This is a genomic window from Anaeromyxobacter sp. SG66, from assembly GCF_022690805.1.
Taxonomy (GTDB): Bacteria; Myxococcota; Myxococcia; order Myxococcales; family Anaeromyxobacteraceae; genus Anaeromyxobacter; species Anaeromyxobacter soli.
Map to the genome: position 1 here is coordinate 1 of NZ_JALCZC010000040.1, position 25,610 is coordinate 25,610.

Consider the following 25,610-nt stretch of genomic DNA (forward strand, 5'->3'; position numbering starts at 1 on the left):
CCGCCGGCCCCGGCCTGTACGGGCGCGGTGGCGTGGCGATCGCGGCGGGCGCGGCGGCGGTCGCCGCGGTCGAGCGGAGCACCGGCCGCGTCCTCTGGCGCGCCCCGGGCGCCGCCCACGCCGCGGCGCTGCCCGGGACGCTGCTCGTCTCGCGCGGCGGCGCGCTCGAGGCGCTCGCGCTCCGCACCGGCCGCCCGCTCTGGACGGAGCCCCTGCCCGGTCCCTCCGCGTTCACCGCGCTCTCCTTCGCGCACGGGCCGTTCCTCGTGGTCGGAGGTGGAGCGCTCACCGCGCTCGACCCCGCCACCGGACGGATCCTGTGGCGGCTCCTGCCGCCGGGCGCCGGACGGCTCTTCGCGGCGGCGTTCGGCGGCATCGTCGCGGTGGGAGCGGACACCGGGTTCGTCTACGGCGTGGACGGGACCGGACGCGTCGTGTGGCGCGTGCGGGGCCCCGGCCCGGTGGTGCGGCCCCCCGCGGCGCTCGCGGGGCTCGCGCTCGTCCTGTGCGCCGCCGACTCGGGCGTCGGCGCCGTCGCCCTCGCGCTCGATCCCGCGGGAGGCGCCCGACGCTGGGAGGCGCGCCTCGAGCTCGTCCCCTCGGGCCCGCCCATCGCGTGGGGGCGACGGCTCGCGATCGCGGGCGCGCTCGCGGGCGATCCCATCGTCGCGACGCTGGACGAGGGCGGGGCCCCGGCCTGGACGGTGGTGGCGCCGCTCGCCGGCCCTCCCACCATCGCGGCCGCGGGCGCGCTCCTCGTCGCGCGCGATCCCGCGGGAGGGGTCGTCGCCCTCGGGCGCGAAGGCACCGTGCGCTGGAGCCGTCCCCCGCCGGCCGGGGCGCCGGCGCCCTCGGGCGCCGTGCCGCCCGCGATCGCCCGGGGCACCGTCCTCGTCGCGGCGGACGGCGTCACCGCGCTCGACGCGCGCACGGGCGAGATCGTCGGCGCCATCCCGGGCGTCGCGCCCGCGCGCCTGGCGGTGGACGCCACGCTCGGGCTCGCGCTGATGGACGCGGACGGCCTCGCGACCGGCTACCGCGTCGCGACGCATCTCAGCCTGGTGGCGTGACGCTGCGGCGGGGCCGCTGGCCCGGGGCGGGGGCGCAGCCCCCCGCTACACACCGATGAACAGCCGCTTGCCGAAGTTGAGCGCGAGATCGGCGTCGAAGATCTTCTGGGCCGCCGACTCGACGTCGTACGGGACGCGGTGGAACTCGACCACCCGCTCGTCCGAGTCGTACAGCACGAACGACGCGCGGTTGTCGCAGTCGCGCGGCTGCCCGACCGAGCCGACGCTGATCACGTACTTGTAGCCGCGGCGGAGCCCGAAGCGCGGCGCCACGACCTCGGTCACGTCGCCCGCCGCGTTGAGCGCGAACGCCTTGCAGAGGTGCGAGTGCCCGAGGAAGTTCACGTCCGCCAGCGCGTCGAGGTGAGGCAAGAGCTCCCGCGCCTGCTCGATCGCGAAGACGTACTCGTACGCCTCGGGATCCACCGGGCTCGCGTGCGTGAACTGGGCGCTCTCGATCCGATGCGCGTACGGCAGGCCGCGCAGCCACTCGAGGTGATCGGGGTCGATCCGCGACGCGGTCCAGTCGAGCGCGTGTCGCGCCGCGTCGTAGTAGAAGCTGTAGTCCATCCGTCCGGCGACCGCGGCGTCGTGGTTGCCGAGCAGGGTCACCGCCGCGCGCTTCCGGACGAGCGCGCAGCACTCGTTGACGCTCGCCCCGTAGCCGACGACGTCCCCGAGGCAGATGATCGTGTCCGGCCGGAGCCTCTCGAGTGCCCCGAGCGTCTCGGTGAGCGCCTCGAGGTTCGAGTGGATGTCGGACAGGATGCCGATGCGCATGCGCGGGCGCGCCCCCCCGGACGCGTCGGGATGGTAGCCGCCGCGGCGAAGCGGCGTCAACCCAGGGACGCGCCGCCGAACAGGTCCAGCTCGAGGTCGTCGAAGTGAGCGAGGCGGCGCGCCTCCGCGTAGCGGGACAGGATCTCCGCCGGCTCGAGGGAGCGCAGCCGGTCGAGCGAGAACCGCTCGACCGTGAAGCTCGCGAGCACGCTCCCGAGCACGATCGCCCGCCGCATCGCGGCGTGATCCAGGCCGCCGTTCCGGGCGAGGTAGCCCATGAACCCGCCCGCGAAGCTGTCGCCCGCGCCGGTCGGATCGAACACGGAGGCGAGCGGGACCGCGCAGGCCGCGAAGACCTCCTCGCCCGAGAAGAAGAGCGCCCCGTACTCGCCGCGCTTCACGACGACGGCCTTCGGCCCGAACGAGAGGATCCGCCGCGCCGCCTTCACGACGTTGTGCTCCTCGGCGAGCTGGCGCGCCTCCGCGTCGTTCACGAACAGCAGGTCGACCCGGCGGAGCGTCTCGAGCAGGCTCTGGCGCTTCGAGGAGATCCAGAAGTTCATCGTGTCGCACGCCACGAACCGCGGGCCCCGGACCTGGTCGAGGACCGCGCGCTGCAGATCGGGGTCGATGTTCCCGAGGAACACGAACTCCGAGTCGCGGTAGTGCTCCGGCAGCTCGGGCCGGAACTCGGCGAACACGTTCAGCTGGGTGTCGAGCGTGTGCGCCGTGTTGAGGTCGAACTCGTACCGTCCCTTCCAGCGGAAGGTCCGCCCCGGCCGGCGCACGAGCCCGCCGAGGTCGATCCCGCGGGAGGCGAGGAACCGGACGTGCTCGTCCGGGAAGTCCTCCCCGACGACCGCGACCACCCGCGTCGGGCCGAAGAAGCTCGCGCACGTCGCGAAGTACGAGGCCGAGCCTCCGAGCACCTCCTCGCGGGCGCCGAACGGCGTCTCCAGGGAGTCGAGGGCGACCGAGCCGACGGCGAGCAGCGCCATGTCCACGCGACCTTTCCGCCGGCTGAGCCGGCCGGCCGCCTGATTAGCCCGCCACGGGCAGGCGGGTCAACGCCTGCGCGCGGCGCGGATCGCCGGGCCCGCCCTCCGCGGCGAGCTGTCCGCAGGCGGCGGAGATGTCGCGGCCGCGGTTCTTGCGCACGACGGCGGTCAGGTTCCGCGCGGCGAGCGCCTCCTGGAACGCGACGACGCGCTCGGGCGCGGGGGCGTGGAACGGCAGCCCGGGGTTCGCGTTGTAGGGGATGAGGTTCACCTTCGTCGGGATCCCGCGCACGAGGCCGACGAGCCGCGCCGCGTCCTCGAGCGAGTCGTTCACCCCGCCGAGGAGCACGTACTCGAACGTGATCCGGCGCCCGTTCCGGACCGGGAAGCTGCGGCACGCGTCGAGCAGCTGGGCGAGCGGGTAGCGCCGGTTGATCGGCATGATCGCGTCGCGCTGCGCGTCGGTCGTCGCGTTGAGGGAGACGGCGAGCTTCACCGGCGTCTCCTCGCCGAGCCTCCGCATCACCGGCACGAGGCCGCTCGTCGAGACCGTCACGTGGCGGTGCGAGAAGTTCGGGCCGTCCTCGGCGAGGAGGAGGTCGAGGGCGATCTTGAGGCTGCGGTAGTTCGCGAGCGGCTCGCCCATCCCCATGAACACGAGGTTCGTGAGGGGCCGCGGGCCCTCCCCCTCCCCGAGCTCGACGATGCGCCGGTTCGCCCGATGGACCTGGTCCACGATCTCGCCGGGCGTGAGGTTCCGCGCGAGGCCCATCGTGCCGGTGAGGCAGAAGGTGCAGCCGACCGCGCAGCCCGCCTGCGAGGAGACGCAGAGCGTCCGGCGATCCGGCTCCGGCAGGTACACGGACTCGATGAGCTTCCCGTCGTGGGTGCGCCAGGTCCACTTGATGGTCCCGTCGACCGAGCGCTGCTCGGTCGCCCGCTCGAGCGTCGTGAGCGTCGTGCGCTCGGAGAGCGCCGCGCGGAGCGCGCGCGGCACGTCCGAGAGCTCGTCGAGCGAGGCCGCGCCCTTCTGCTGCAGCCAGCGGAAGAGCTGGCGCGCCCGGAACGGACGCTCCCCGAGCGACGCCACGAGGGCGGTCAGGTGGTCGAGGGGCAACGATCGGAGGTCGGGCCGGGCCTCCGGCCGTTCGGGGTCGAGCAACGCGGTCATCGGGCCTCTCTTCTAAGCGCCGCTGGCCGCGTGCGCCGCGGGCTCCGTCGGCGCCTCGGGAGCCGCCGCGCGCCGGGCGATCTCGACGCGCGTCACGCGCCGCTCGTCGCCCGCCCGGACCGTGAAGGTGAGCCCGTCCCAGGCGACGATCGCGCCCACCGCGGGGACGCGCCCGGCCGTGGCGGTCACGAACCCGCCCAGCGTCTCGTAGTCCCCCTCCTCCGGGAAGCGCACCTCCGGCGGGCGCTCCTCCCCCGCGGCGGTGGCGGCCTCCTCGAGCCGCTCGTTCAGGTAGGCCTCGAGATCGTGCAGCGGGATCCCCGCCTCGGCGAGCCAGACGCCGGGCGCGATCGCCTTCACCGGCGCGGCCTCCACGTCGCCCTCGTCCTGGATCTCCCCCACGATCTCCTCGATGACGTCCTCGAGGGTGACGAGGCCGCTCGTCCCGCCGAACTCGTCCACCACGATCGCGAGGTGCGTGCGCCGGCGCTGCATCTCCTTGAGGAGCCGCGAGATCTTCATGCCCTCCGGCACGAAGAAGGCCGGCTTCACGCACCGCTCGAGCGAGATGGCGCGCGCCTGGCGGAGGTCCTGGATGATCTCGCGGACGAGGAGCACGCCGACGACGTTGTCGATCGAGCCCTCGTAGACGGGCATGCGGCTGTACGGGTTCTCGGTGACGATCCGGAAGAGCTCGTCCTGGGGCGCGTCCCGGTCGACCGCCACCATCCGGGTGCGCGGCACCATGATCTCCCGGGCGACGCGGTCGGCGAACTCGAGCACGCTGTTGAGGAGCTCCTCCTTCACCTCGTCGAGGACGCCCTCCCGCGTGCCCATTTCGATGAGGTACTCGATCTCCTCGCTCGTGACGCCCGGGCCGGTGGCTCCCTGCGCTCCGCCGAACAGGCGGAACAGCCCGCTCGTCGCCCGCGTGACGGCCGACGAGAGGGGCCACATGAGCCACGCGAGCGCCTTCACGAACGGGATGAGGGCGAGCGACACCTTGATCGGGTGCCGCTTCGCGAGGGTCTTCGGGATGATCTCGCCGAAGAACAGGATGACGATCGTGGCCACGGCCGTCGCCCCGGTGACGCCCGTGGCGTCGTTCCAGCCGGCGCGCGCGGCGAGCGTCGCGCCGATGGCGGCGGCGAGCGCGCCCGCGCCGATGTTCACGAGGGTGTTGCCGATGAGGAGCGTCGAGAGGATGCGCTCGGGGTGCGCGATCCAGACGCCGAGCATCCGGGCGCGCCGACCACCCGCGTCGCGGAGCTGCCGCGCGCGCGCGTCACCGAGCGCCGTCAGCGCCGTCTCGGTGCCGGAGCAGAACGCGGACGCGACGAGGAAGAAGATCCCGAGCAGCCACTTCCATGTCGGCACCGCATCCAAGCCCGCGTGCTCCTTTTGCCCTGAGAGACAGAGACGAGACCCGTCCGGGGGGGACGGGTTGAACTGATTGTAACCGGAAACGGCAATCGGGCCGGCACCCGATCGGGTACCGGCCCGACTAAACCTAACAACATCCGAACGTTAGACCTTCTTCCACGCGTACGAATGGATCGCGATCTCGGGGAAGAAGTAGCTCACCTCGACCTTCGCGTTCTCCGGGCTGTCCGACCCGTGGACGGTGTTCTTCTCGATGTCCGTGGCGAAGTCCTTGCGGATCGTGCCCGCCGCCGCCTTCGCCGGATCCGTCGCGCCCATGATCTCGCGGTTCTTCGCGACCGCGCCCTCGCCCTCGAGGACCATGAGGACGACGGGGCCGCTCGTCATGAACTTCACGAGATCGTTGAAGAAGGGACGCGCCTTGTGGACCGCGTAGAACCCCTCCGCCTCGCTGCGGGAGAGGTGCGCCAGCTTCATCGCCACGGGCTTCAGGCCGGACTTCTCGAACCGGGCGATGACCTGGCCGATGACGCCCTTCTCGACGCCGTCGGGCTTGATGATGGAGAGGGTGCGCTCGATCGCCATGTTGCGTTGCTCCTCGTGCTTCGATGGGTGATCGCGGGCGCGCCCTAGTCGCGCACCCGCTTCGCCGCCTTCCGGGCGGACTTGCCGCCGCGCTGGGAGGGGGCCGCGTTGCGGGACGCCGCCCCCTTGCGCGCCGGCGCCTGGGAGGACGCGCGCTTGCCCGCGGCGGCGGGCCGGTGCCGGCTCCGACGCTCGAGGGCCTCCTTCATCGCGCGGCCGAGCAGGTGCGGTCCTTCTACCACGTTGATCCCCGCCTCGCGCATCGCCGCGATCTTCGCCTCGGCGGTGCCGCTCCCGCCGGAGACGACGGCGCCGGCGTGGCCCATGCGCTTGCCGGGGGGGGCGGTGCGGCCGGCGATGAAGCCGACGACTGGCTTGGTCATGTGATCGCGCACGAACGCGGCCCCGCGCTCCTCCTCCGTGCCGCCGATCTCGCCGATCATGATCACCGCCTCGGTCTCCCCGTCCGCCTCGAACTCGCGCAGCACGTCGACGAAGTCGGTGCCGTGCACCGGGTCGCCGCCGATGCCGACCGCCGAGGACTGGCCGAGACCGAGGTCGGTGAGCTGCTTCACCGCCTCGTAGGTGAGCGTGCCGGAGCGCGAGACCACCCCGATCCGCCCGGGCCGGTGGATGTGTCCGGGCATGATGCCGATCTTGCACTGGCCCGGCGTGATGAGGCCCGGGCAGTTCGGCCCGACGAGGCGCGTCTGCGGGCGATCCGCGAGGTACCGCCGCACCCGGATCATGTCCAGGACCGGGATGCCCTCGGTGATCGCGATGACGAGCGGGATGCCCGCCTCCGACGACTCGATGACCGCGTCGGCCGCGAACGGCGGCGGCACGAAGATGACCGCCGCGTTGGCGCCGGTCTCCTGCACGGCCTCGTCGACGGTGTGGAAGATGGGGACCGTCCCCTGGAACTTGGTGCCGCCGCGGTTCGGCGTCACGCCGGCCACGACCCGCGTCCCGTAGTCGAGCATCTGCTCGGTGTGGAAGCTCCCGGCCGAGCCGGTGATGCCCTGCACCAGCACCCGGGTGTCTCGATCGACGTAGATGCTCACGCGCCCTCCGCGCCTTCGACCCGTATCGTTCGACTCGCCCCGCTACGCCGCCGCCGCCTGGACGACCTTGCGCGCGGCGTCGCCGAGATCGTCGGCGGGGATGATGTCGAGCTCGCTCTGGGCGAGGATCTCCTTGCCCAGCGCCACGTTCGTGCCCTCGAGCCGCACGACGAGCGGGATCGAGATGCCCACCTGCTTCGCCGCGGCCAGGATGCCGTTCGCGATGACGTCGCACTTCATGATGCCGCCGAAGATGTTGACGAGCACCGCCTTCACCTGCGGATCCGACAGGATGATCTTGAACGCGGCGGTGACCTTGTCCTCGTCGGCGCCGCCGCCGACGTCGAGGAAGTTCGCGGGCCGTCCGCCGGAGAGCTTGATGACGTCCATGGTGGCCATCGCGAGGCCGGCGCCGTTCACCATGCAGCCGATGTCGCCGTCGAGCGCGATGTACTGCAGGTCGTACTCCTTCGCCTGCGTCTCCTTGGGATCCTCCTCGTCGGGATCGCGCATCGCGGCGATGTCGGCGTGCCGGTAGAGCGCGTTGTCGTCGAAGTTCATCTTGGCGTCGAGCGCGAGCACCTCGCCCCCGACGGTGACGACGAGCGGGTTGATCTCGGCGAGCGACGCGTCCGTCGCGACGTAGGCGTTGTAGAGCCCCGTCGCGAAGCGCACGAACTGGCCGACCGAGTCGCCCGTCAGGCCGAGCCCGAAGGCGAGCCGGCGGGCCTGGAACGCCATGAGCCCGGTCAGCGGGTCCACCCACTCTCGGAGGATCTTCTCCGGGTGCTTCGCCGCCACCTCCTCGATGTCCACCCCGCCCTCGGTGGAGGCCATCACCGCGAGCCGGCCCACCTCGCGATCGAGGGTCATCCCGAGGTAGAGCTCCCGCGCGATCCGGCAGCCCTCCTCGATGTAGACCTTGCGGACCTCCTGCCCCTCCGGACCGGTCTGCGGGGTCTTCAGCATCATGCCGAGCATCGCCTCGGCGTGCTGCCGCGACTCCTCCGGAGAGCGCGCCAGGCGGACGCCGCCGCCCTTGCCCCGGCCTCCGGCGTGGATCTGCGCCTTCACGGCGCAGATGCCGCCGCCGAGCTGCCGTGCGGCGCCCTCGGCCTCGAGCGGCGTGACCGCGAGGTAGCCTCGGGGGACCGCGACCCCGAACTTCCTCAGGATGTCCTTCGCCTGGTATTCGTGGATCTTCACGGCGGGTTACTCCCTCGCCTCCGCGCGCGTCCGCCCTCGTTCGCCCGGCGTGCGCGCTCGGCACGTCCCGGCGCCGGAGGGCGTGAGCGGGATCGATTTGGGGCACTCCTCTACACAGATCCGGCGCTTCCCGCAGTGCTGGATTCCACCCCGGGCCCATCAGGGCCTGAGGACGCTCCCGCGCCTGCGGCGAGCCACCGCGCGGCGCGCGCTCGCCGGCGGCCACGGGTCGAGACCGCACCCGCGCGTGGCGCGCGGCGCGGGGACTTGGGAGGTGGGGGCGGCGCGGGCAGCGCCGGCCCCTCGGGACGCCCACCCGACGCTACAGCTTGGTCTCGGCGACCGACTTCTTCACGCTCTCGACGGACTTCGCGAGCATCCCCTTCTCCTCGTCGGAGAGGTCGAGCTCGACGACCCGCTCGACGCCCTTCGCGCCGATGACGACCGGCACGCCGAGGAACAGGTCCTTCACGCCGTACTGGCCCTCGAGGTAGGCGGAGCACGGGAGCACGCGCTTCTGGTCGCGCAGATACGCCTCCGCCATCGTGACCGCGCTCGCCGCCGGCGCGTAGAACGCGGAGCCGGTGCCGAGCAGCGCGACGATCTCGCCGCCGCCCTTGCGCGTGCGCTCTACGATCGCGTCGAGCTTGGCCTTGTCGAGGATCTTCGTGAGCGGGGTGCCGTTCACGGAGCAGTAGCGCACGAGCGGGACCATGTCGTCGCCGTGGCCGCCGAGCACCACGCCCGTCACGTCCTGCGGCGCCACGCCCGCCGCCTCGCCCACGAAGTACTGGAAGCGCGCCGTGTCGAGCACGCCCGCCATGCCGACCACCTTCTTCTTGTCGAAGCCGGTGACCTTCTGCATCGCGTACACCATCGAGTCGAGCGGGTTCGTCACGACGATGACGAACGCGTTCGGCGCGTTCTGCTTGATGCCCTGCGCGACCTTCGTGATCGCGTCGAGGTTCACCTTGAGCAGATCGTCCCGGCTCATGCCGGGCTTGCGCGGCACGCCGGCCGTCACGATGCAGACGTCGGCGCCCTGGATGATCGAGTAGTCGCTCGTGCCGCCGCCCGTGACGTCGACGTCGAACTTGAGGACGCCCCGGGTCTGCTGGAGGTCGAGCGCCTTGCCCTTCGCGACGCCCTCCATGATGTCGACGAGGACGACGTCGCCGAGGTTCCGCTGGCCGCAGAGCAGCGCCATCGTGCCGCCGATCTGACCGGCTCCGATGAGAGCGATCTTCTTACGAGCCGCCATGAATCTTCTCCCTTCCTGCGAAGAGGTACGAGGAAGCTACATGTGCTTGATGATCTCGTCGCCGAACTCCGAGCACTTCACCTCGACCGTGTCCGCCACGCCCTCGGCCTTCATGAGGCGCGCGAAGTCGTAGGTCACGCGGTGCGCCGCGATGGCCCCGTCCATGCCCTTGATGATGAGCTCCGCGGCCTCGTTCCACCCGAGGTGACGGAACATCATCTCGCCGGAGAGGATCACCGAGCCCGGGTTCACCTTGTCGAGGTCGGCGTACTTCGGCGCGGTGCCGTGGGTCGCCTCGAAGATGGCGTGGCCGGTCATGTAGTTCACGTTGCCGCCGGGGGCGATGCCGATGCCGCCGACCTGCGCCGCGAGCGCGTCCGACAGGTAGTCGCCGTTCAGGTTGAGGGTCGCGACGACGTCGAACTCGTCCGGGCGCGTGAGCACCTGCTGCAGCGTGATGTCCGCGATGGCGTCCTTCACGAGGAGCTTGCCGCCCTGGAGCGCCGCCTTCTGCTCGGCGTTCGCGGCCTCCTCTCCCTTCGAGGCCTTGGTCCGCTCCCACTGCTCCCAGGTGTAGACCTTGTCGGCGAACTCGCGCTCGGCGAGCGCGTAGCCGTAGTTCCGGAACGCGCCCTCCGTGAACTTCATGATGTTGCCCTTGTGCACGAAGGTGACGCTCCTGCGCTTCAGGCGGAGCGCGTACTCGATCGCGGCGCGGACGAGCCGCTCCGTTCCCTCCTTCGAGACGGGCTTGATCCCGAGGCCGGTGCTGCCGGGGAAGCGGATCTTCTTGAACTCCTTCGGGAACTCCTTCTCGAGGAAGGCGAGGAGCTTCTTCGCCTGCTCCGAGCCGGCCTCCCACTCGATCCCGGCGTAGATGTCCTCCGTGTTCTCGCGGAAGATCACCATGTCGACCTTGTCCGGGCGCTTCACCGGCGAGGGCACGCCCTTGAACCAGCGGACGGGCCGGAGGCAGACGTAGAGGTCGAGGAGCTGGCGGAGCGCGACGTTGAGCGAGCGGATGCCGCCGCCGATCGGCGTGGTGAGCGGTCCCTTGATGCCGATGAGGTACTCGCGGAACGCCTCGATGGTCTCGTCGGGCAGCCAGTTGTTGAACTTCGTGAACGCCTTCTCGCCGGCGTAGACCTCGGTCCAGGCGATCTTGCGCTTGCCGCCGTATGCCTTCTCGACCGCCGCGTCGAGCACGCGCTGGCTGGCGCGCCAGATGTCACGGCCCGTGCCGTCGCCCTCGATGAACGGGATGATCGGCCGGTCGGGGACGTTCAGCTTCCCGTTCACCAGCGTGATCTTGGCTCCATCCCTCGGCACAACGGGCTTAGCGTCGGGCATACGGTGGACCTCGCGTGTGGGGAAAACGTGGAGCCGGGTCTTATCACCCAGCCCAGGGGGAGTAAAGGCGCGCCATCGGCAAACGCCCCGGAAAATCGGTGGCTTACAGACTTCAGGAGTCGACGATCCGTGCGCCCTGGAGGGGTCCCGAACGGGCCCGCGCGGCCACTCCCGCGAAATTACTGCGCGTCGCGCAGGAGGCCTCCAGGGCGGTCCACGCGCGGGCGCTGCAGAGCGCGGCGAGCTCGATCTCGCGCTCCCGCCCGAACGAGGTCCGCGCGTGGAGCGGGGCGTAACCCGGGTGGGCCATGAGCTCCGTCGTGCCCTCGCCGAGGCTCGCGAGCGCGGCGACGAGCGCCTCCTCCGTCCAGGCGGGCCGGAGCGCGGCGTCCCCGAGGAATCGATCGGGAGTGACGACGCCGCGGGCGCGCAGGGCGTCGCGCATCCGTTCGTCGATGGCCCGCACCGGCAGGCCGCGCTCCCGCGCCAGGTCGGCGAATGCGTCGAGGACCGCGGGCGCCGCGTGCGCGTGCTTGTGGCTGTCGAGGTGCGTCGGCTCGGCCCCGCGGAGCTCCACGAACCGCGCGAGCTGCGCGCGGAGCGCCTCCTCCGCGGCGCCGCGCGACATGCCCGGATCCAGGACGGCGTGGAGGCCCACCCCCAGGGTGGCCGGGGCCGCCGCGAGCGCCGCGCGCGCGAACGGCGTGTCCACCATGGCCGTGGCGCTCGTGACGAGGCCGCGCGCGTGCGCCTCGAAGATGCCCCGGTCGATCTCGGGGTCGTACCCGAGGTCGTCGGCGTTGACGACGAGGAGCTTCAAGCTCCGGAAGCGTCGCCCCCGCGGGCGCGCCGGTCAAGCACGCAAGAGCGTGTCGGAACCCGCTCGCCGCGACGGGGCGAGCGCGAGCGCGGTCCCATTCGCGGGAGGGCCCCGCGCGAAGCGCGGGAGGGGCGAAGCCCCTCCGGCGGGGAACGGTCGCGAACCCGCGAAGCGGGCGCGACCACGGGCCCCGCCGAGCAGGGGTGGGGCCCCGACGACGGCGGTCAGCCGTCGGCGGGGCGGGGACGCAGTCCCCGTGCGATCACCCCTGCGCGAACCCGCGAAGCGGGCGCGACCGTTCACGGGCCCCGCCGAGCAGGGGTGGGGCCCCGACGACGGCGGCCAGCCGTCGGCGGGGCGGGGACGCAGTCCCCGCAAAATCAATGCAGCGCCGCCCCGTCGACGGTCACTGGCGCGCGCGCCGAGGGCGGCTCGCGCGGCAGGTCCACGACGAACGTCGCCCCCGAGCCGGGCACGCTCTCGACGCGGATCTCCCCGCCGTGCGCCTCGACGATCTGGCGCGCGACGTAGAGACCGAGGCCGAGCCCCCCGAAGTTTGCGATGGGGACGGCGCGCTCGAACCGCTCGAACACGCGCGCGTGGTGCTCGGGCGCGATCCCCATGCCCTGGTCGCTCACGCGCATGCGCGCGTGGGCCCCGCTGGCCTCGACGGTGAGCGTGATGGGCTTCCCCTCCCCGAACTTGGCCGCGTTCACGAGCAGGTGCGTGACCACCTGCTCGAGCCGCGTCCGGTCCCACCGTCCGACGACGGCGCCGAGCTCGAGGCGCAGCGTCGATCCCGATCGCGCCACCTCCTCGCGGAGGTGCTCCGCCACCTCGCGCGCGACGTCGGCGAGATCGAGCGGCTCGTAGCGCAGCTGGAGCCGCCCGAGGCGCATACGCGAGACGTCGAGGATCTCGTTCACGAGGATGGCGATGCGCCGCGTCTGACGCTCGAGCGCCTCGACGCGCGGCTCGAGCATGCGGGGGATGTCGGTCCCCGCGCGCGCGGTGAGCCGGTGGAGGAGCTGGAGCTGGAGCTGGAGCGCCGTGACCGGCGTGCGCAGCTCGTGCGACGCGACGGAGAGGAACTCGTCCCGCTCGCGGACCTCCTCCTGCGCCTTCTCCTGCGCGCGGCTCCACTGCCGCGCCCGCTCCTCGAGCAGCTTGCGCTCGCTGACGTCCCGCACGGCCGCGACGACGCAGCGCCGCCCGTCCACCTCGATGGGCGAGAGGCTGATCTCGGCGGCGAACTCCGCCCCGTCCCGCCGGAGGCCGGACAGGTCGAGGCCCAGCCCCATCGGCCTCCGCCGCGGCGCCGCGTGATACCCGCCGCGGTGGGCGCGGTGCATGGCCCGGAACCTCCCAGGCAGGAGGACCTCGATCGGCTGGCCCGAGAGCTCCGCGCGCGGCCAGCCGAACAGCCGCTCGGCCTCCGCGTTCACGTGCACGATCTCGCCGCCCTCGTCGGCGATGACCATCGCGTCCGGCACGGAGTCGAGCAGCGAGAAGTCCACCGCATTGAGGGTGTTGCCCCGGGCCGCCGGAAAGAAGTCCCGCCCGCCCGCCGTGCGGGCGCCCGCGGGGCCGGACGCCCAGGGGCGCGGTGGCGCGCGAAGAGGAGCGGACCCCACATTCGAGCGAGGCGCGCCGGCGCGCGCCGGGAGGAGCGACCGTCCGATGCCTGCCGCCGGGTCGATCTCGTTGCCCATCGCGATCTCCGCGGCGGCGGCGCTGGCGCTGCTCACCACCGCCGCGCCCAAGCCCGCGTCCGCGCCCGACGGGCGGGTCGAGCTCGAGCTCGCCGCGGCGTTGCCGATGCCGGAGGGACCCGCGGCGCTCGTCGTGCTGCGCGACCGAGCGAGCGGGACGGTGCTCCCGCTGCTCGTCCCGGACGGCGAGGCGCTGGGGGTGGGGGCGCGTCTGGGGCGGGCGCAGGAGAGCCTGCTGGGTCGCGCGCTCGACGCGCTCGGCGCGCGCGTCCGCGCGGTGGAGATCGACGCCGCCGAGGAGACCTCGACCGGCGCGCGGGTCCGGCTCGAGCAGGGGGGGCGCGAGGTGGAGGTCACCGCCCGCCCCTCGGAGTCGCTCGCCCTCGCGCTCGCCTCGCGGGTGCCGATCTTCACGAGCCGGCGGCTGCTCGCCAAGGCCGGGCTCACGCCCGAGGAGCTCCGGGAGTCTCACGCGGCGCTGACCGCGAAGGCGGGCGACGACCCGCTGCGGCTCTGATGGCGCCCGCCGCTTGCGCGGAGCCTCGGCGTGCCGCGGGGCCGGTGACGGCGCTCAGCCGGTCTTCGCCGGCGGGCGCGGCGTCGCCGCGTGCTGCTGCTCCGGCGAGAAGTCGTAGATCGACTCGAGCCGCACGTTCCGGTACCGCTCGAGCTTCATCGCCATCCGCGCCAGGCGCGCGAGGAAGGCGGGCACGTCCGCCGAGTTGCCCTTCCCGGCCGCCTTCTTGAGCCGCTTCACCTCGGCCAGGATGGGCTTGCGCGCCTCGCGCGGGTGGTAGAGGAACGCGCCGGAGAAGAGCAGGGTCCCGTCGTAGGGCAGGAGCCGCGCCTCGAGGAGGTCGCCCTTCTCGAGCCCGGCGGTGGTGCGCCGCTCGGTCACGTCGTAGTCACCACCCGTGAACACGTCGCGCACCCGGACCTTGCCCTCCGAGAGCTTGCGGACCTCGAACAGCCCGTGGAGCGTCTTCGAGAGCTCGTGGTAGGCGTTCGCGTCCTCCGCCGAGAGCGCCGCCCCCTCCGACTCCAGGAACCGCTCGAGCGTCGTGCCCGTGCCGCCGGACGGGCGGAAGTCGTAGAGGTAGAAGTCCAGCATCCCGTTCAGCCGGACCTCGTAGGTGCGGTCCTCGTCGTGCGGCTCGCCGTAGGCCTCGAAGTGCACGCGGCGCGCGGCGAGCAGCTCTTCCTTCCGCTCCTCCGCCGTCGCCCACGCGAGGAGCCGCTCCTGGAGCTCCCCGAGCCTCATCGCGAGCGCTCCATGAGCGCTGCGAAGCGGCCGAAGAGCTGCCGCGCGTCGTGGGGGCCGGGGGAGGCCTCGGGGTGGTACTGCACGCTGAACGCCGGCGCGTCGAGGATCTCGATGCCCTCGACCGTGCCGTCGTTGAGGTTCAGGTGCGTGACCCGGGCGCGCTTGCCGAGCGTCTTGTCGTCGACCGCGAACCCGTGGTTCTGGACCGTGATGTCCACCTTGCCGGTGGCGAGATCCTTCACGGGCTGGTTCGCGCCGCGGTGGCCGAACTTGAGCTTGTAGGTCTTCGCGCCGACGGAGAGGGCCAGGATCTGGTGGCCGAGGCAGATCCCGAAGATCGGCGTCTTCCCGAGCAGCCCCGCGACGGTCTCCTGCGCGCCCACGACCGCGGCGGGATCGCCGGGCCCGTTCGTGAGGAACACGCCGTCCGGCTTCAGCGCGAGCGCCTCCGCGGCGGTCGTGCGCGCCGGCACGACGGTGACGCGGCAGCCCTGCTCGGCGAGGAGCCGCAGCATCGCGCGCTTCAGGCCCCAGTCGTACGCGACCACGTGGAAGCGCGGCTCCGCCTGCGGCCGCTCCGAGTCCGACCACGCGTCGGCGCCGGTCTCGCTCCAGGAGTAGGGGCGATCGGTCGAGATGCGCGTCGCGAGGTCCTGCCCTTCCATCCCGGGCAGCGCCCGGGCGCGCTCGACCAGCGCCTTCGCGCTCCCGTCCGTCGCGATGACGCCCATCTGCGCGCCGGCGGTGCGCAGGTGCCGCGTGAGCCGGCGGGTGTCGATCCCCGCGATCCCGACGATGCCGTACCGGGCCAGGTAGGCCTCGAGGCTCCGCTCCGCGCGGAAGCTCGAGGGCTCCTCGGCGTAGTTCTTCACGATGAACCCGGTCGCGTGCGGGTGGACCGACTCGTCGTCGGGCCCGTTGACGCCGTAGTTCCCCTGCTCCGGGTACGTCATGCAGATCATCTGCCCGACGTACGAAGGGTCGGTCAGGATCTCCTGGTACCCGGTCATCGACGTGTTGAAGACGACCTCGCCGGTCGCCTCCCCGGCCGCGCCGAACGAGCGACCTTCGAACGTCGTGCCGTCCGCTAGCGCGAGGATGGCCCGCTTCATCTTTCCGTCCTGCCCTCCTCGTGGACGATCCGGCCGCCCACGATCGTCATCACACAACGCCCGGTGAGGCGGCTTCCCTTCCACGGGGTGTTCCGGCTCTTCGAGTACATCCGCGCGGGGTCGACCGTCCACTCCGCTACGGGGTCGAGGACCGCGACGTCCGCCGGCGCCCCGCCGGCGAGCGCCCCGCCCGCGAGGCCGAACGCGCGCGCGGGGCCGATGGTCAGCGCCTCCACGAGGCGCCGCTCCGGCAGCGCGCCCGCCCGGACGAGGGACAGGCAGACGGGGAAGGCCGTCTCGAGCCCGGTGATCCCGTTCAAGGCCGCGTCGAACTCGACGTCCTTCTCCACCGCCGAGTGCGGCGCGTGGTCGGTGGCGATGGCGTCGATCGTCCCGTCCGCGAGGCCCTCCCGGCACGCCCGCACGTCCTCGGCCGAGCGGAGCGGCGGGTTCATCTTGTAGTCGGTCGAGTAGCCGGACGCAGCGACGTCCTCGTCCGTGAGGGCGAGGTGGTGCGGCGTCACCTCCGCGGTCACGGCGAGCCCGCGCGCCTTGGCGGCGCGGACGGCGCGAACCGCGCCCTGGCTCGACACGTGCGCGATGTGCAACCGGCCGCCGGTCAGCTCCGCCAGGGCGATGTCCCGCAGGACCATCACGTCCTCCGCGGCGCCCGGGATGCCCTTCAGCCCGAGCCGGGTGGAGGCGGCCCCCTCGTGCATCACGCCCTTGCCCACGAGCTGCAGATCCTCCTCGTGGACCGTGAGCGGCAACCCGAAGGCCTTGGCGTACTCGAGCGCGCGGCGCATGAGCGCCGAGGAGAGGACCGGGCGGCCGTCGTCGGAGAGCGCGACGCAGCCGGCCGCGAGGAGCTCCCCGAACTCGGCGAGCTCCTCGCCGTTCGAGCCCTTCGAGATGGCGCCGACGGGATAGACGCGGGCGAGCCCCGCCGCGGCGGCGCGGGCGAGCACGAGCTCCGTCACCGACGCGTTGTCGTTCACGGGCTTCGTGTTCGGCATCGCGCAGACGGCGGTGAAGCCGCCCGCGACGGCGGCGCGCGCCCCGGTCGCGACGGTCTCCTTGTACTCCTGCCCCGGCTCGCGCAGGTGCACGTGCAGGTCGATGAAGCCCGGGGTGACCCACTTGCCGCGGGCGTCGAACACCCGGGCGTCGCGCGGACGCTCCAGGCGCTCCGCGACCTCCGCGATCTTCCCGTCGCGGACGACCACGGTGCGGACGCCGTCCGTGCCGCTCGCCGGGTCGATGACCCGACCACCCTCGATGAAGAGCACCTCAGCCATGTCGTCCCCGCTCACGCGCCGGTCCGGCCGCGCGCGTCACGCCTTCGCCTCGCCCGACTCGGCGGGGTTGCCGCCGGCGAGCAGGTACAGGATCGCCATCCGCACCGCCACCCCGTTCTGCACCTGATCGAGGATGACGCTCTGCGGCCCGTCCGCGACCTCGGGCGACAGCTCGACGCCGCGGTTGATCGGGCCGGGGTGGAGGATCACGCACTCCGGACGCAGCCACTCGGCCGCCTTCTTCGCGTTGAGCCCCCAGAGCTTCGAGTACTCGCGCGTGCCCGGGATGAGCGGGTCGCCGATGCGCTCGTGCTGGATGCGGAGCATCACCACCGCGTCCGCCCCCTCGATCGCCTCGCGGAGCCCGTAGTGCACCGTCGCGCCGAGGGCCTCGACGCCGGCGGGGATCATGGTGGGCGGCCCGCAGAGCCGCACCCGCGCGCCGAGCTTCGTCATGGCGTGGATGTCGGAGCGCGCGACCCGCGAGTGGCTGATGTCGCCCACGATGGCGACGGTCTTCCCCTCCAGCGTCCCGAGCTTCTCCCGCAGCGTGAAGCAGTCGAGGAGCCCCTGGCTCGGGTGCTCGTGCGCGCCGTCCCCCGCGGAGACGACCGCGCAGCCCACGTGCTCGGCGACGAGCTGGGGCGCGCCGCCCGCCGAGTGGCGGATGACGAGCACGTCCGGGCGCATCGCCTCGAGGTTCCGGGCGGTGTCGATGAGCGTCTCGCCCTTCGTCACGGAGGAGGACGAGGAGGTCCAGTTGAGCGCGTCGGCGGACAGGACCTTCGCGGCGATCTCGAAGGAGCTGCGCGTGCGGGTCGAGGCCTCGAAGAAGAGGTTCACGACCGACTTGCCCCGCAGGCTCGGCACCTTCTTGATGGGCCGCTGCAGGACCTCCTTCATGGAGACGGCGAGGTCGAGGACCTCGAGGATCTCCGCGCGCGAGTAGTCGGCGAGCGCGATGCAATGCTTGTGGCGACCGATCACGTCCCCCTCCTCTTCACGACGACGGCGTCCTCGGGGGCGCCGCCTTCGGTGAGCCGGACCTCGACGACGTCCTCGTCCGCGACCTGGAGGCGGACGCCGACGAAGTCGGCGGCGATGGGCAGCTCGCGCCCGCCGCGGTCGACGAGCACCGCGAGCCACACCCGGCGCGGGCGGCCGAAGTCCACGAGCTCGTCCAGCGCGGCGCGGACGGTCCGCCCGGTGTAGAGCACGTCGTCCACGAGCACGATGAGCTTGCCGGCGACCGGGAACCGGATGTCGGTCGGTCCGATGATGGGGGCCGCCCCTCGCTCCGAGAGGTCGTCGCGGTAGAGCGCGATGTCGAGCGTCCCGAGCGGCGGCTCCGCGCGGAGGCTCCGGGCGAGCTCGGCGCGAATCCGCTCCGCGAGGTGGACGCCCCCGCGGCGGATCCCGACGATGGCCACGTCGCGCGGCGCCGCGCCGGCGGCCCTCGCGCGCTCGGCGATCTCCTCGGCGAGCCGCTTCACGGCGCGCTGAAGCTCCTGTGCGTTCATCTCCACCTCCATCAGCGCTCCGGTCCCCAGTTCGGCCGGGAGAGGTCGCCGTCGACGTCGACCGTGAACACCCGCGTCCCCGTCCGATCGAGGAACGGGTACGTGACGGACCGCTCGTACTGGAAGGCGACGTGCAGCGTGGGCGGCGCCGCGTTCGCGTCGCGCTCCCAGGTCACGTCGGCGGGATCGACCACCACCGCCGGGACTCGGGCCGGGCCGCCGTAGGCGTCCACCCCGTCCACCTTCGCGAGCGTCTCGAGCTTGTGGACCATGTTCCGCACCAGCTCGGCGTCCCGCGGGTTCCGCACCGCCTGGTTGATGTACTCGTGGACGACCTGCTTCACCTCGTAGTGGACCACGTAGACCGGTCCCCACACCCAGAGCCAGTAGGCGCCGCCGCCGAGGCCGGCGAGGAGGACCAGGGTCACCCAGGAGACGGCGCCGCGCTCGGCGCGGCGGGGGCCCGAACGCGCGTCCCGAGGACGCGGCGCGCCGTGGGCGCGCGCGGGGTCGACGGGAGGGACGTGCATCGAGGTGGATCTTCTACCAGCTACTCGATGCGTTTGAAAAGGCGATCGAGCCGGGGCCCGCGGCCGTCGCCCCGGAGCCCTCCCCCGTCCCCCCAGCTCCAGAACACGACCGTCGCCCGCCCGGCGATGTGATCGAACGGCACCTGCCAGCCGCCCTCGCCCCGGCTGTCGGCCGAGCGATCTCGGTTGTCCCCCAGCACGAACACGTGGCCGGGCCGGACGATCTCGAACGGCCCTTCCCGCGCGGCGAGGCGCGCGCGCCGGCACTGGAGCACGTCGTAGGTCGCGACGCCCGCGGCCGCGCCCGTCTGCCAGCTCGCCTCCGCACCGGCGGCGTCCGCGGCGTCCGGCCGCGCCAGCTCGCCGCGCGCGAGCGCCTCGCGGTAGCGGCGGCAGGTGTCCGAGAAGAGCGCCCCGGTGGCGTCGCTCCGCTCCTCGTAGGGGAGCTCTCCATCGGGGGAGCGCGGCTGCGGCACGCCGTTCACGTAGAGGACCTGCTCCCGGAGCTCGATCACGTCGCCCGGAACGCCCGCCACGCGCTTCACGTAGTCCTTCGCCGGCTCGCGGGGGTTCTCGAACACGATGACGTCCCCGCGCCTGGGCACGCCGAGCTCCAGGAGTCGCAGGTGCGTGAAGGGGACCCGGATCGCGTAGGCGAGCTTCGAGACGAAGATGTGGTCCCCGACGAGGAGCGTCGGGACCATCGAGCCCGAGGGGATCCTGAAGGCCTCGACCACGAAGCCGCGCAGGAAGAGCGCGACGACCACCGCCACGAGCATCGACTCGGCGTACTCCCGCCAGAGCGGCCGCGCGCGCCGGGCGAGGTGCACCTCCCACAGCGCGTCGAGCGCGCGCAGGGCGGCCGAGAGCCGCGCGGGCTCGCCCTCCGCCGCGGCCGCGTCCACCTCGTCGGCGGCGGCGAGGATCTCCGCGCGGGCCGCCCCGAGCCTTCGGGCGTCGCGGGCCGCGAGCCGGCGGGCGTCGCGCGCGAAGCGGCGCGCGTCCTTGCGAGCCCGGGCGAGCCGGCGGGCGTCGCGATCCACGCCGGCGCTACTCCTCGACCTTCAGCACGGCGAGGAAGGCCTCCTGCGGGATCTCCACCGAGCCGACCTGCTTCATGCGCTTCTTGCCCTCCTTCTGGCGCTCGAGGAGCTTGCGCTTGCGGCTGATGTCGCCACCGTAGCACTTCGCGATGACGTCCTTGCGGAAGGCCTTCACCGTCTCGCGGGCGATGATCTTCGCCCCGATCGCCGCCTGGATGGCGACCTCGTACATCTGCTTCGGGATGACCTCGCGGAGCCGCTGGCAGAGCTCGCGGCCGCGGTGGTAGGCGCGCTCCCGGTGGACGATGACGCTGAGGGCGTCGACCGGCTCGCCGTTGATGAGGATGTCGAGCTTCACGAGGTCGGCCTCCTCGTAGCCCTTCAGCTCGTAGTCGAGGCTCGCGTACCCGCGCGACACGCTCTTCAGCTTGTCGAAGAAGTCGAAGACCACCTCGGCGAGCGGGATGTCGTAGGTGATCTGGACGCGCTTCGTGCCGACGTACTTGAGGTCGCGCTGCACCCCGCGCCGGTCCTGGCAGAGCTGCAGGATCGCGCCCACGTCGTCGGTGCGGGCGTGGATGTGGCAGGTGAGGTGCGGCTCCTCGAGCTTCGCGATCCGCTGGACCGGCGGGAGCTTCGCGGGGTTGTCGATCTCCAGCACCTCGCCCAGCGTGTCGGTCACGCGGTAGACGACCGAGGGCGCGGTGGTGATGAGGGCGAGGTTGTACTCGCGCTCGAGCCGCTCCTGGACGATCTCCATGTGCAGGAGCCCCAGGTAGCCGCAGCGGAAGCCGAACCCGAGCGCGGTCGAGGTCTCGGGCTCGAAGGTGAAGGCGGAGTCGTTGAGGCGCAGCTTCTCGAGCGCGTCGCGGAGCTGCTCGTAGTCCTTCGCCTCGATGGGGAAGACGCCGGAGAAGACCATCGGCTTCACGACCTTGAAGCCGGGGAACGGGTCCTCGGTGGGCCGGTCCGCCTCGGTGACGGTGTCGCCGACCTTGGCGTCCTGGACGTCCTTCACGTTGGCGACGACGATCCCCACCTCGCCCGCCGTGAGCTGCTGCACCGGCATCGCGAACGGCGCGAAGATGCCGAGCTCCTGGATCTCGAACCGCTTCTTGTTCGAGACGAGCTGGATCTTCTGCTTCGGCGCGAGCGTCCCCTCGAACACGCGGACCAGCATGACGACGCCGCGGTACGAGTCGTACCAGGAGTCGAAGATGATCGCCTTGAGCGGCGCCTCGGGATCGCCCTTCGGCGGCGGCACCTTGCGGACGATCTCCTCGAGGATCTCCCCGATGCCGATGCCCTCCTTGGCCGAGGCCGGCACCGCCTCCGAGGCGTCGAGGCCGATGACCTCCTCGATCTCGGCGCGCACGCCGGGGACGTCCGCGCTCGGCAGGTCGACCTTGTTGATGACCGGGATGATCTCGAGGTCGTGGTCGAGCGCCTGGTAGACGTTCGCGAGCGTCTGCGCCTCGACGCCCTGGGTGGCGTCGACGACGAGGATCGCGCCCTCGCACGCGGCGAGCGAGCGCGACACCTCGTAGGCGAAGTCCACGTGACCGGGGGTGTCGATGAGGTTCAGCTCGTAGTCCTTCCCGTCGCGGGCGCGGTAGCGCATGCGGACGGTCTGGGCCTTGATGGTGATCCCGCGCTCGCGCTCGAGCTCCATGTTGTCGAGGAACTGCGCCTGCGCGTGCCGCTCACTCACGGTCCCGGTGTGCTCGAGGAGGCGATCCGCGAGCGTGGACTTGCCGTGATCGATGTGGGCGATGATCGAGAAGTTGCGGATGTGCGCGTTCGACTGGGGCATGGAACGCGGGGCTTGTAACACGCGCGTTCCCCAGGGGCCACGCCGCCCTCCACGACCTGCCTCGCTCCGGCGGCCGCTTCGAGCGGCCGAGCCCCGCGGCAACGCGGCACGCTCGGATGGCAGGCCGACGTGATATCGGTCCGCCGCGCTCGGCATCACGCGCCTCGCGGAGGCGAGCCGAGGAGCCCTGGCGCGCGCGACCCGCGCCGCGTCCCGATGAACCCGGTCGCTTGCACCCCACCCTGGCTCACCCTTAAGAGGAGCCCCTGCAATACCCGTGGGTTGTGTTGATATACGTGTATGGCACCATATATTGTAGTCACGCGTTGACATCAGGCGGTCGGCTGGTAGAGTTAGCGGTCGGGAGTACGGCGGCGTCGCAAGGGCGAAGGGCGGAAATGCGGCGCTACGCGAGGGGAAATCCAAGACATCGCTGCCTCTGACAGAGGCGGCTGGTAGACCTTCGGCACACCACTGAGGGATGCCGCAGGCACGTTCGATCGGCCGGCCGCACGCGTGAACGCGTGTGCGCCGTAGGGGCAGGCGTTTGCCCGCGCTCACCGGGAGCGCGCGGGGCGGAGGACGAGGGACATGATGGAGCGCGAAGTCACGGGGCAGAGGCCGAGGGGCACGCGGTCGGCGAAGAAGAGCGCGCGGAAGGGGCTCGCGATCCCGCGCACCTTCACGACGAAGGGAGTGGATCCGGCGGAGGAGCTGGTCTGGGAGACGCGCACGGCCCAGATCAACGGCGAGGGCGGCGCCATCATCTTCGAGCAGCGGGACGTCGAGGTCCCGAAGAGCTGGTCGATGCTGGCGACGAACGTCGTCGCGTCGAAGTACTTCCGGGGTTCCATCGGCTCCCCTGCCCGGGAGCGGTCCGTGAGGCAGCTCGTCGGCCGGGTCGTCTCGACGATCGCCGCCTGGGGCCGCAAGGACGGCTACTTCGCCACGGAGGAGGACGCGGCCGCGTTCGAGGCCGAGCTCGCCCACCTCGTGTACCGGCAGAAGATGAGCTTCAACTCGCCGGTCTGGTTCAACGTCGGCGTGGAGGAGCACCCGCAGTGCTCCGCCTGCTTCATCAACTCCGTCGGCGACTCGATGGACTCCATCCTCCGGCTCGCCCACACCGAGGGGATGCTCTTCAAGTACGGCTCCGGCGCCGGCTCGAACCTGTCGAAGATCCGCTCCTCGAAGGAGCTCCTCTCGGGCGGCGGCGAGGCCTCCGGACCGGTCTCGTTCATGCGCGGCTTCGACGCCTTCGCCGGCGTCATCAAGTCGGGCGGCAAGACGCGGCGCGCCGCGAAGATGGTGATCCTCGACGCCGATCACCCGGACATCGGCGAGTTCATCGCCTGCAAGTCGGACGAGGAGAAGAAGGCCTGGGCCCTCATCGACGCCGGCTACGACGGCGGCTTCAACGTGAAGGGCGGCGCCTACGACTCGGTGTTCTTCCAGAACGCGAACCACTCGATCCGCGTCACCGACGCGTTCATGCGCGCCGTCCACGAGGACCGGCCCTGGGAGCTCACGGCCCGCACGGACGGCAAGGCCCTCGAGACCGTCCGCGCGCGGGACCTCATGAAGCAGGTGACCGAGGCGGCCTGGCTCTGCGGTGATCCGGGCATGCAGTTCGACACCACCATCAACGCCTGGCACACGTGCCCGGGCACGGACCGCATCAACGCGTCGAACCCGTGCTCCGAGTACATGTTCCTCGACGACTCGGCCTGCAACCTCGCGTCGCTGAACCTCATGCACTTCCGCGGGATCGACGGCGCGTTCGACGTCGAGTCCTTCAAGCGCGCGGTGGACCTCACCATCCTCGCGCAGGAGATCCTGGTCTCCAACGCGAAGTACCCGACCGAGCGGATCGGGCAGAACAGCGAGGCCTACCGGCCCCTCGGGCTCGGGTACGCGAACCTCGGCGCGCTGCTCATGGCGAGCGGCCTGCCGTACGACTCCGACGGCGGCCGCGCCTGCGCGGCGGCGATCACCGCGCTCATGACGGGCGAGGCGTACGCGATGAGCGCCCGCATCGCGGAGCGCATGGGGCCGTTCGCCGGGTACGAGAAGAACCGCGAGCCGTTCCTCGGGGTCGTCCGCAAGCACTCGAACCACGTGGACCGCATCGACCCGACCTTCGTCGAGCGCCCGCTGCTCGACGCGGCGCGGGACGCCTGGAGCGACGCGCTCCGGATCGGGACCCAGAGCGGCTACCGGAACGCGCAGGTCACCGTCCTCGCGCCTACCGGCACCATCGGGTTCATGATGGACTGCGACACCACGGGCATCGAGCCGGACATCGCGCTCGTGAAGTACAAGAAGCTCGTCGGCGGCGGCGTGCTCAAGATCGTCAACAACACCGTCCCGCTCGCGCTCCAGCGGCTCGGGTACTCGGCCGAGTCCATCGCCTCGGTCCTCCAGTTCATCGACGAGGTCGAGACGATCGAGGGCGCGCCCGAGCTCCGCGACGTGCACCTGCCGGTGTTCGACTGCGCGTTCAAGCCGCAGAACGGCACCCGCTCGATCCACTACATGGGCCACATCCGCATGATGGGCGCGGTCCAGCCGTTCCTCTCGGGGGCCATCTCGAAGACCGTCAACATGCCCACGAACGCGACGCCGGAGGACATCGAGACGGCGTACGTCGAGGCCTGGAAGCTCGGGCTCAAGGCCATCGCGGTCTACCGCGACGGCTGCAAGCGGAGCCAGCCGCTCAACACCGGCAAGGCCAAGGAGGAGAAGCGCGAGCCCACGGGCGAGCGGCTCGCGCGGCGGCGCCTCCCCGACGAGCGCCGCTCGATCACGCACAAGTTCTCGATCGGCGGGCACGAGGGGTACATGACCGTCGGCATGTACGACGACGGCGCGCCGGGCGAGGTCTTCATCACGATGGCGAAGGAGGGGTCGGTGGTCTCCGGCCTCATGGACTCCTTCGCGACCTCCATCTCCATGGCCCTCCAGTACGGCGTCCCGCTGCGGGTGCTCTGTGACAAGTTCAGCCACATGCGGTTCGAGCCGTCGGGCTTCACCGGCAACCCGGACATCCCGATCGCGAAGTCGATCTCCGACTACCTGTTCCGCTGGCTCGCGCTGAAGTTCCTCCCGAGCGAGGAGACCGCCTCCACCGAGACCGCCGCGAACGCGCTGCCGCCGGGCGCCGCTCCGGCCGCGCCCTCCGCTCGCGCGGCGCAGCAGACCGTCGACGCGAAGCCGCTCCCGGCGGCGACGCAGGCAAACGGCACGAACGGCATCCAGACCGCGTACAAGCGCGAGAGCGACGCACCGCCCTGCCCGACCTGCGGCTCGATCACGGTCCGGAACGGCGCCTGCTACAAGTGCGTGAACTGCGGGTCCACCACCGGCTGCAGCTAGCCTCCGCCCGACCTCCGCCGCGGATCGCGGCGGCCTGACATCACGCGCGCCGGGGCGGACCTTCCGCTCCGGCGCGCGCCGTTCTCGGCCCGCCCACGTCGGGGTTTCCGGTGCGGGCAGAGGTCGCGTTCTTGCTCGGGGTTCCTCGGGGTCGGGGTCGGGGTCGGGGTCGGGGTCGGGGTCGGGGTCGGGGTCGGGGTCGGGGTCGGGGTCGGATCGAGGTCGAGGTCGCGGGTCGCGGGTCGAGGTCGAGGG

General features: G+C 72.0%; 22 protein-coding genes. 3 read left to right on the top strand and 19 right to left on the bottom strand.

Annotation, left to right across the window (positions count from 1 at the left end; all coding sequences use genetic code 11):
• On the top strand, window positions 1-1,070 hold a 1,070-nt coding region (locus tag MNZ39_RS12835; protein ID WP_242339038.1), incomplete at its 5' end, for a PQQ-binding-like beta-propeller repeat protein.
• A 45-nt stretch (window positions 1,071-1,115) separates the two neighbouring features.
• On the opposite strand, the gene MNZ39_RS12840 is transcribed toward MNZ39_RS12835, so the two are convergent.
• The 11 genes from MNZ39_RS12840 to MNZ39_RS12890 form a co-directional block, all read right to left on the bottom strand.
• Entirely contained in the window at window positions 1,116-1,850 is a 735-nt protein-coding gene (locus MNZ39_RS12840) for a metallophosphoesterase (protein ID WP_242339039.1), read from the bottom strand.
• 56 nt (window positions 1,851-1,906) lie between these two features.
• Window positions 1,907-2,848 carry a PfkB family carbohydrate kinase gene (locus MNZ39_RS12845; protein ID WP_242339041.1) on the bottom strand — a complete coding sequence of 314 codons (942 nt, stop codon included), beginning with the start codon at window positions 2,846-2,848 and terminating at the stop codon, window positions 1,907-1,909.
• A gap of 43 nt (window positions 2,849-2,891) precedes the next feature.
• Complete coding sequence (gene rlmN, locus MNZ39_RS12850) at window positions 2,892-4,019, bottom strand: 23S rRNA (adenine(2503)-C(2))-methyltransferase RlmN (protein ID WP_242339042.1); 1,128 nt, start codon at window positions 4,017-4,019, stop codon at window positions 2,892-2,894.
• Between the two features lie 12 nt (window positions 4,020-4,031).
• Entirely contained in the window at window positions 4,032-5,396 is a 1,365-nt protein-coding gene (locus tag MNZ39_RS12855) for a hemolysin family protein (protein WP_242339043.1), read from the bottom strand.
• 150 nt (window positions 5,397-5,546) lie between these two features.
• The gene (gene ndk / locus MNZ39_RS12860) at window positions 5,547-5,987 is read right to left on the bottom strand and encodes a nucleoside-diphosphate kinase (RefSeq protein ID WP_242339044.1); all 441 of its coding nucleotides are present in this window, start codon (window positions 5,985-5,987) and stop codon (window positions 5,547-5,549) included.
• A gap of 44 nt (window positions 5,988-6,031) precedes the next feature.
• The gene (sucD, locus tag MNZ39_RS12865; protein WP_242339045.1) at window positions 6,032-7,051 is read right to left on the bottom strand and encodes a succinate--CoA ligase subunit alpha; all 1,020 of its coding nucleotides are present in this window, start codon (window positions 7,049-7,051) and stop codon (window positions 6,032-6,034) included.
• A gap of 42 nt (window positions 7,052-7,093) precedes the next feature.
• Window positions 7,094-8,257, bottom strand: coding sequence for an ADP-forming succinate--CoA ligase subunit beta (sucC, locus tag MNZ39_RS12870; RefSeq protein ID WP_242339046.1), 1,164 nt, complete (start codon window positions 8,255-8,257; stop codon window positions 7,094-7,096).
• Between the two features lie 322 nt (window positions 8,258-8,579).
• The gene (gene mdh / locus MNZ39_RS12875; protein ID WP_242339047.1) at window positions 8,580-9,518 is read right to left on the bottom strand and encodes a malate dehydrogenase; all 939 of its coding nucleotides are present in this window, start codon (window positions 9,516-9,518) and stop codon (window positions 8,580-8,582) included.
• A gap of 36 nt (window positions 9,519-9,554) precedes the next feature.
• Entirely contained in the window at window positions 9,555-10,868 is a 1,314-nt protein-coding gene (gene icd / locus MNZ39_RS12880; protein ID WP_242339049.1) for an NADP-dependent isocitrate dehydrogenase, read from the bottom strand.
• A gap of 112 nt (window positions 10,869-10,980) precedes the next feature.
• A complete protein-coding gene (locus tag MNZ39_RS12885) occupies window positions 10,981-11,688 on the bottom strand; it encodes a carbohydrate deacetylase (RefSeq protein WP_242339052.1) in 708 nt (235 codons plus the stop codon).
• 380 nt (window positions 11,689-12,068) lie between these two features.
• On the bottom strand, window positions 12,069-13,205 hold the full coding sequence (locus tag MNZ39_RS12890; RefSeq protein ID WP_242339054.1) for a PAS domain-containing sensor histidine kinase: 1,137 nt from the start codon (window positions 13,203-13,205) through the stop codon (window positions 12,069-12,071).
• A gap of 163 nt (window positions 13,206-13,368) precedes the next feature.
• Between MNZ39_RS12890 and MNZ39_RS12895 the strand changes: the two genes are divergently transcribed.
• Window positions 13,369-13,917, top strand: coding sequence for a bifunctional nuclease family protein (locus MNZ39_RS12895; protein ID WP_242339057.1), 549 nt, complete (start codon window positions 13,369-13,371; stop codon window positions 13,915-13,917).
• Between the two features lie 54 nt (window positions 13,918-13,971).
• Here MNZ39_RS12895 and MNZ39_RS12900 read toward each other — a convergent pair whose 3' ends face one another.
• From MNZ39_RS12900 to lepA, 8 genes are read right to left on the bottom strand one after another with little or no spacing between them, the layout of a single operon-like run.
• On the bottom strand, window positions 13,972-14,661 hold the full coding sequence (locus tag MNZ39_RS12900) for a hypothetical protein (RefSeq protein ID WP_242339059.1): 690 nt from the start codon (window positions 14,659-14,661) through the stop codon (window positions 13,972-13,974).
• Complete coding sequence (gene carA, locus MNZ39_RS12905) at window positions 14,658-15,776, bottom strand: glutamine-hydrolyzing carbamoyl-phosphate synthase small subunit (protein ID WP_242339062.1); 1,119 nt, start codon at window positions 15,774-15,776, stop codon at window positions 14,658-14,660. Before carA ends, MNZ39_RS12900 begins: the two co-directional genes overlap by 4 nt.
• Window positions 15,773-17,074 carry a dihydroorotase gene (locus MNZ39_RS12910; protein ID WP_242339064.1) on the bottom strand — a complete coding sequence of 434 codons (1,302 nt, stop codon included), beginning with the start codon at window positions 17,072-17,074 and terminating at the stop codon, window positions 15,773-15,775. The genes carA and MNZ39_RS12910 overlap by 4 nt, the downstream gene beginning before the upstream one ends.
• 36 nt (window positions 17,075-17,110) lie before the next feature.
• Entirely contained in the window at window positions 17,111-18,061 is a 951-nt protein-coding gene (locus tag MNZ39_RS12915; RefSeq protein ID WP_242339067.1) for an aspartate carbamoyltransferase catalytic subunit, read from the bottom strand.
• Window positions 18,058-18,594 carry a bifunctional pyr operon transcriptional regulator/uracil phosphoribosyltransferase PyrR gene (gene pyrR, locus MNZ39_RS12920; RefSeq protein WP_242339069.1) on the bottom strand — a complete coding sequence of 179 codons (537 nt, stop codon included), beginning with the start codon at window positions 18,592-18,594 and terminating at the stop codon, window positions 18,058-18,060. The genes MNZ39_RS12915 and pyrR overlap by 4 nt, the downstream gene beginning before the upstream one ends.
• An 11-nt stretch (window positions 18,595-18,605) precedes the next feature.
• Entirely contained in the window at window positions 18,606-19,124 is a 519-nt protein-coding gene (locus MNZ39_RS12925; protein WP_242339073.1) for a hypothetical protein, read from the bottom strand.
• Window positions 19,125-19,144: 20 nt separating this feature from the next.
• A complete protein-coding gene (gene lepB / locus MNZ39_RS12930) occupies window positions 19,145-20,167 on the bottom strand; it encodes a signal peptidase I (RefSeq protein ID WP_242339076.1) in 1,023 nt (340 codons plus the stop codon).
• A 7-nt stretch (window positions 20,168-20,174) separates the two neighbouring features.
• Window positions 20,175-21,980 (bottom strand): translation elongation factor 4, encoded by a 1,806-nt coding sequence (lepA, locus tag MNZ39_RS12935; RefSeq protein ID WP_242339079.1) that lies wholly within the window; start codon window positions 21,978-21,980, stop codon window positions 20,175-20,177.
• A 591-nt stretch (window positions 21,981-22,571) separates the two neighbouring features.
• Here lepA and MNZ39_RS12940 point away from each other — a divergent pair.
• On the top strand, window positions 22,572-25,355 hold the full coding sequence (locus tag MNZ39_RS12940; RefSeq protein WP_242339082.1) for a vitamin B12-dependent ribonucleotide reductase: 2,784 nt from the start codon (window positions 22,572-22,574) through the stop codon (window positions 25,353-25,355).
• Window positions 25,356-25,610: the final 255 nt, after the last annotated feature.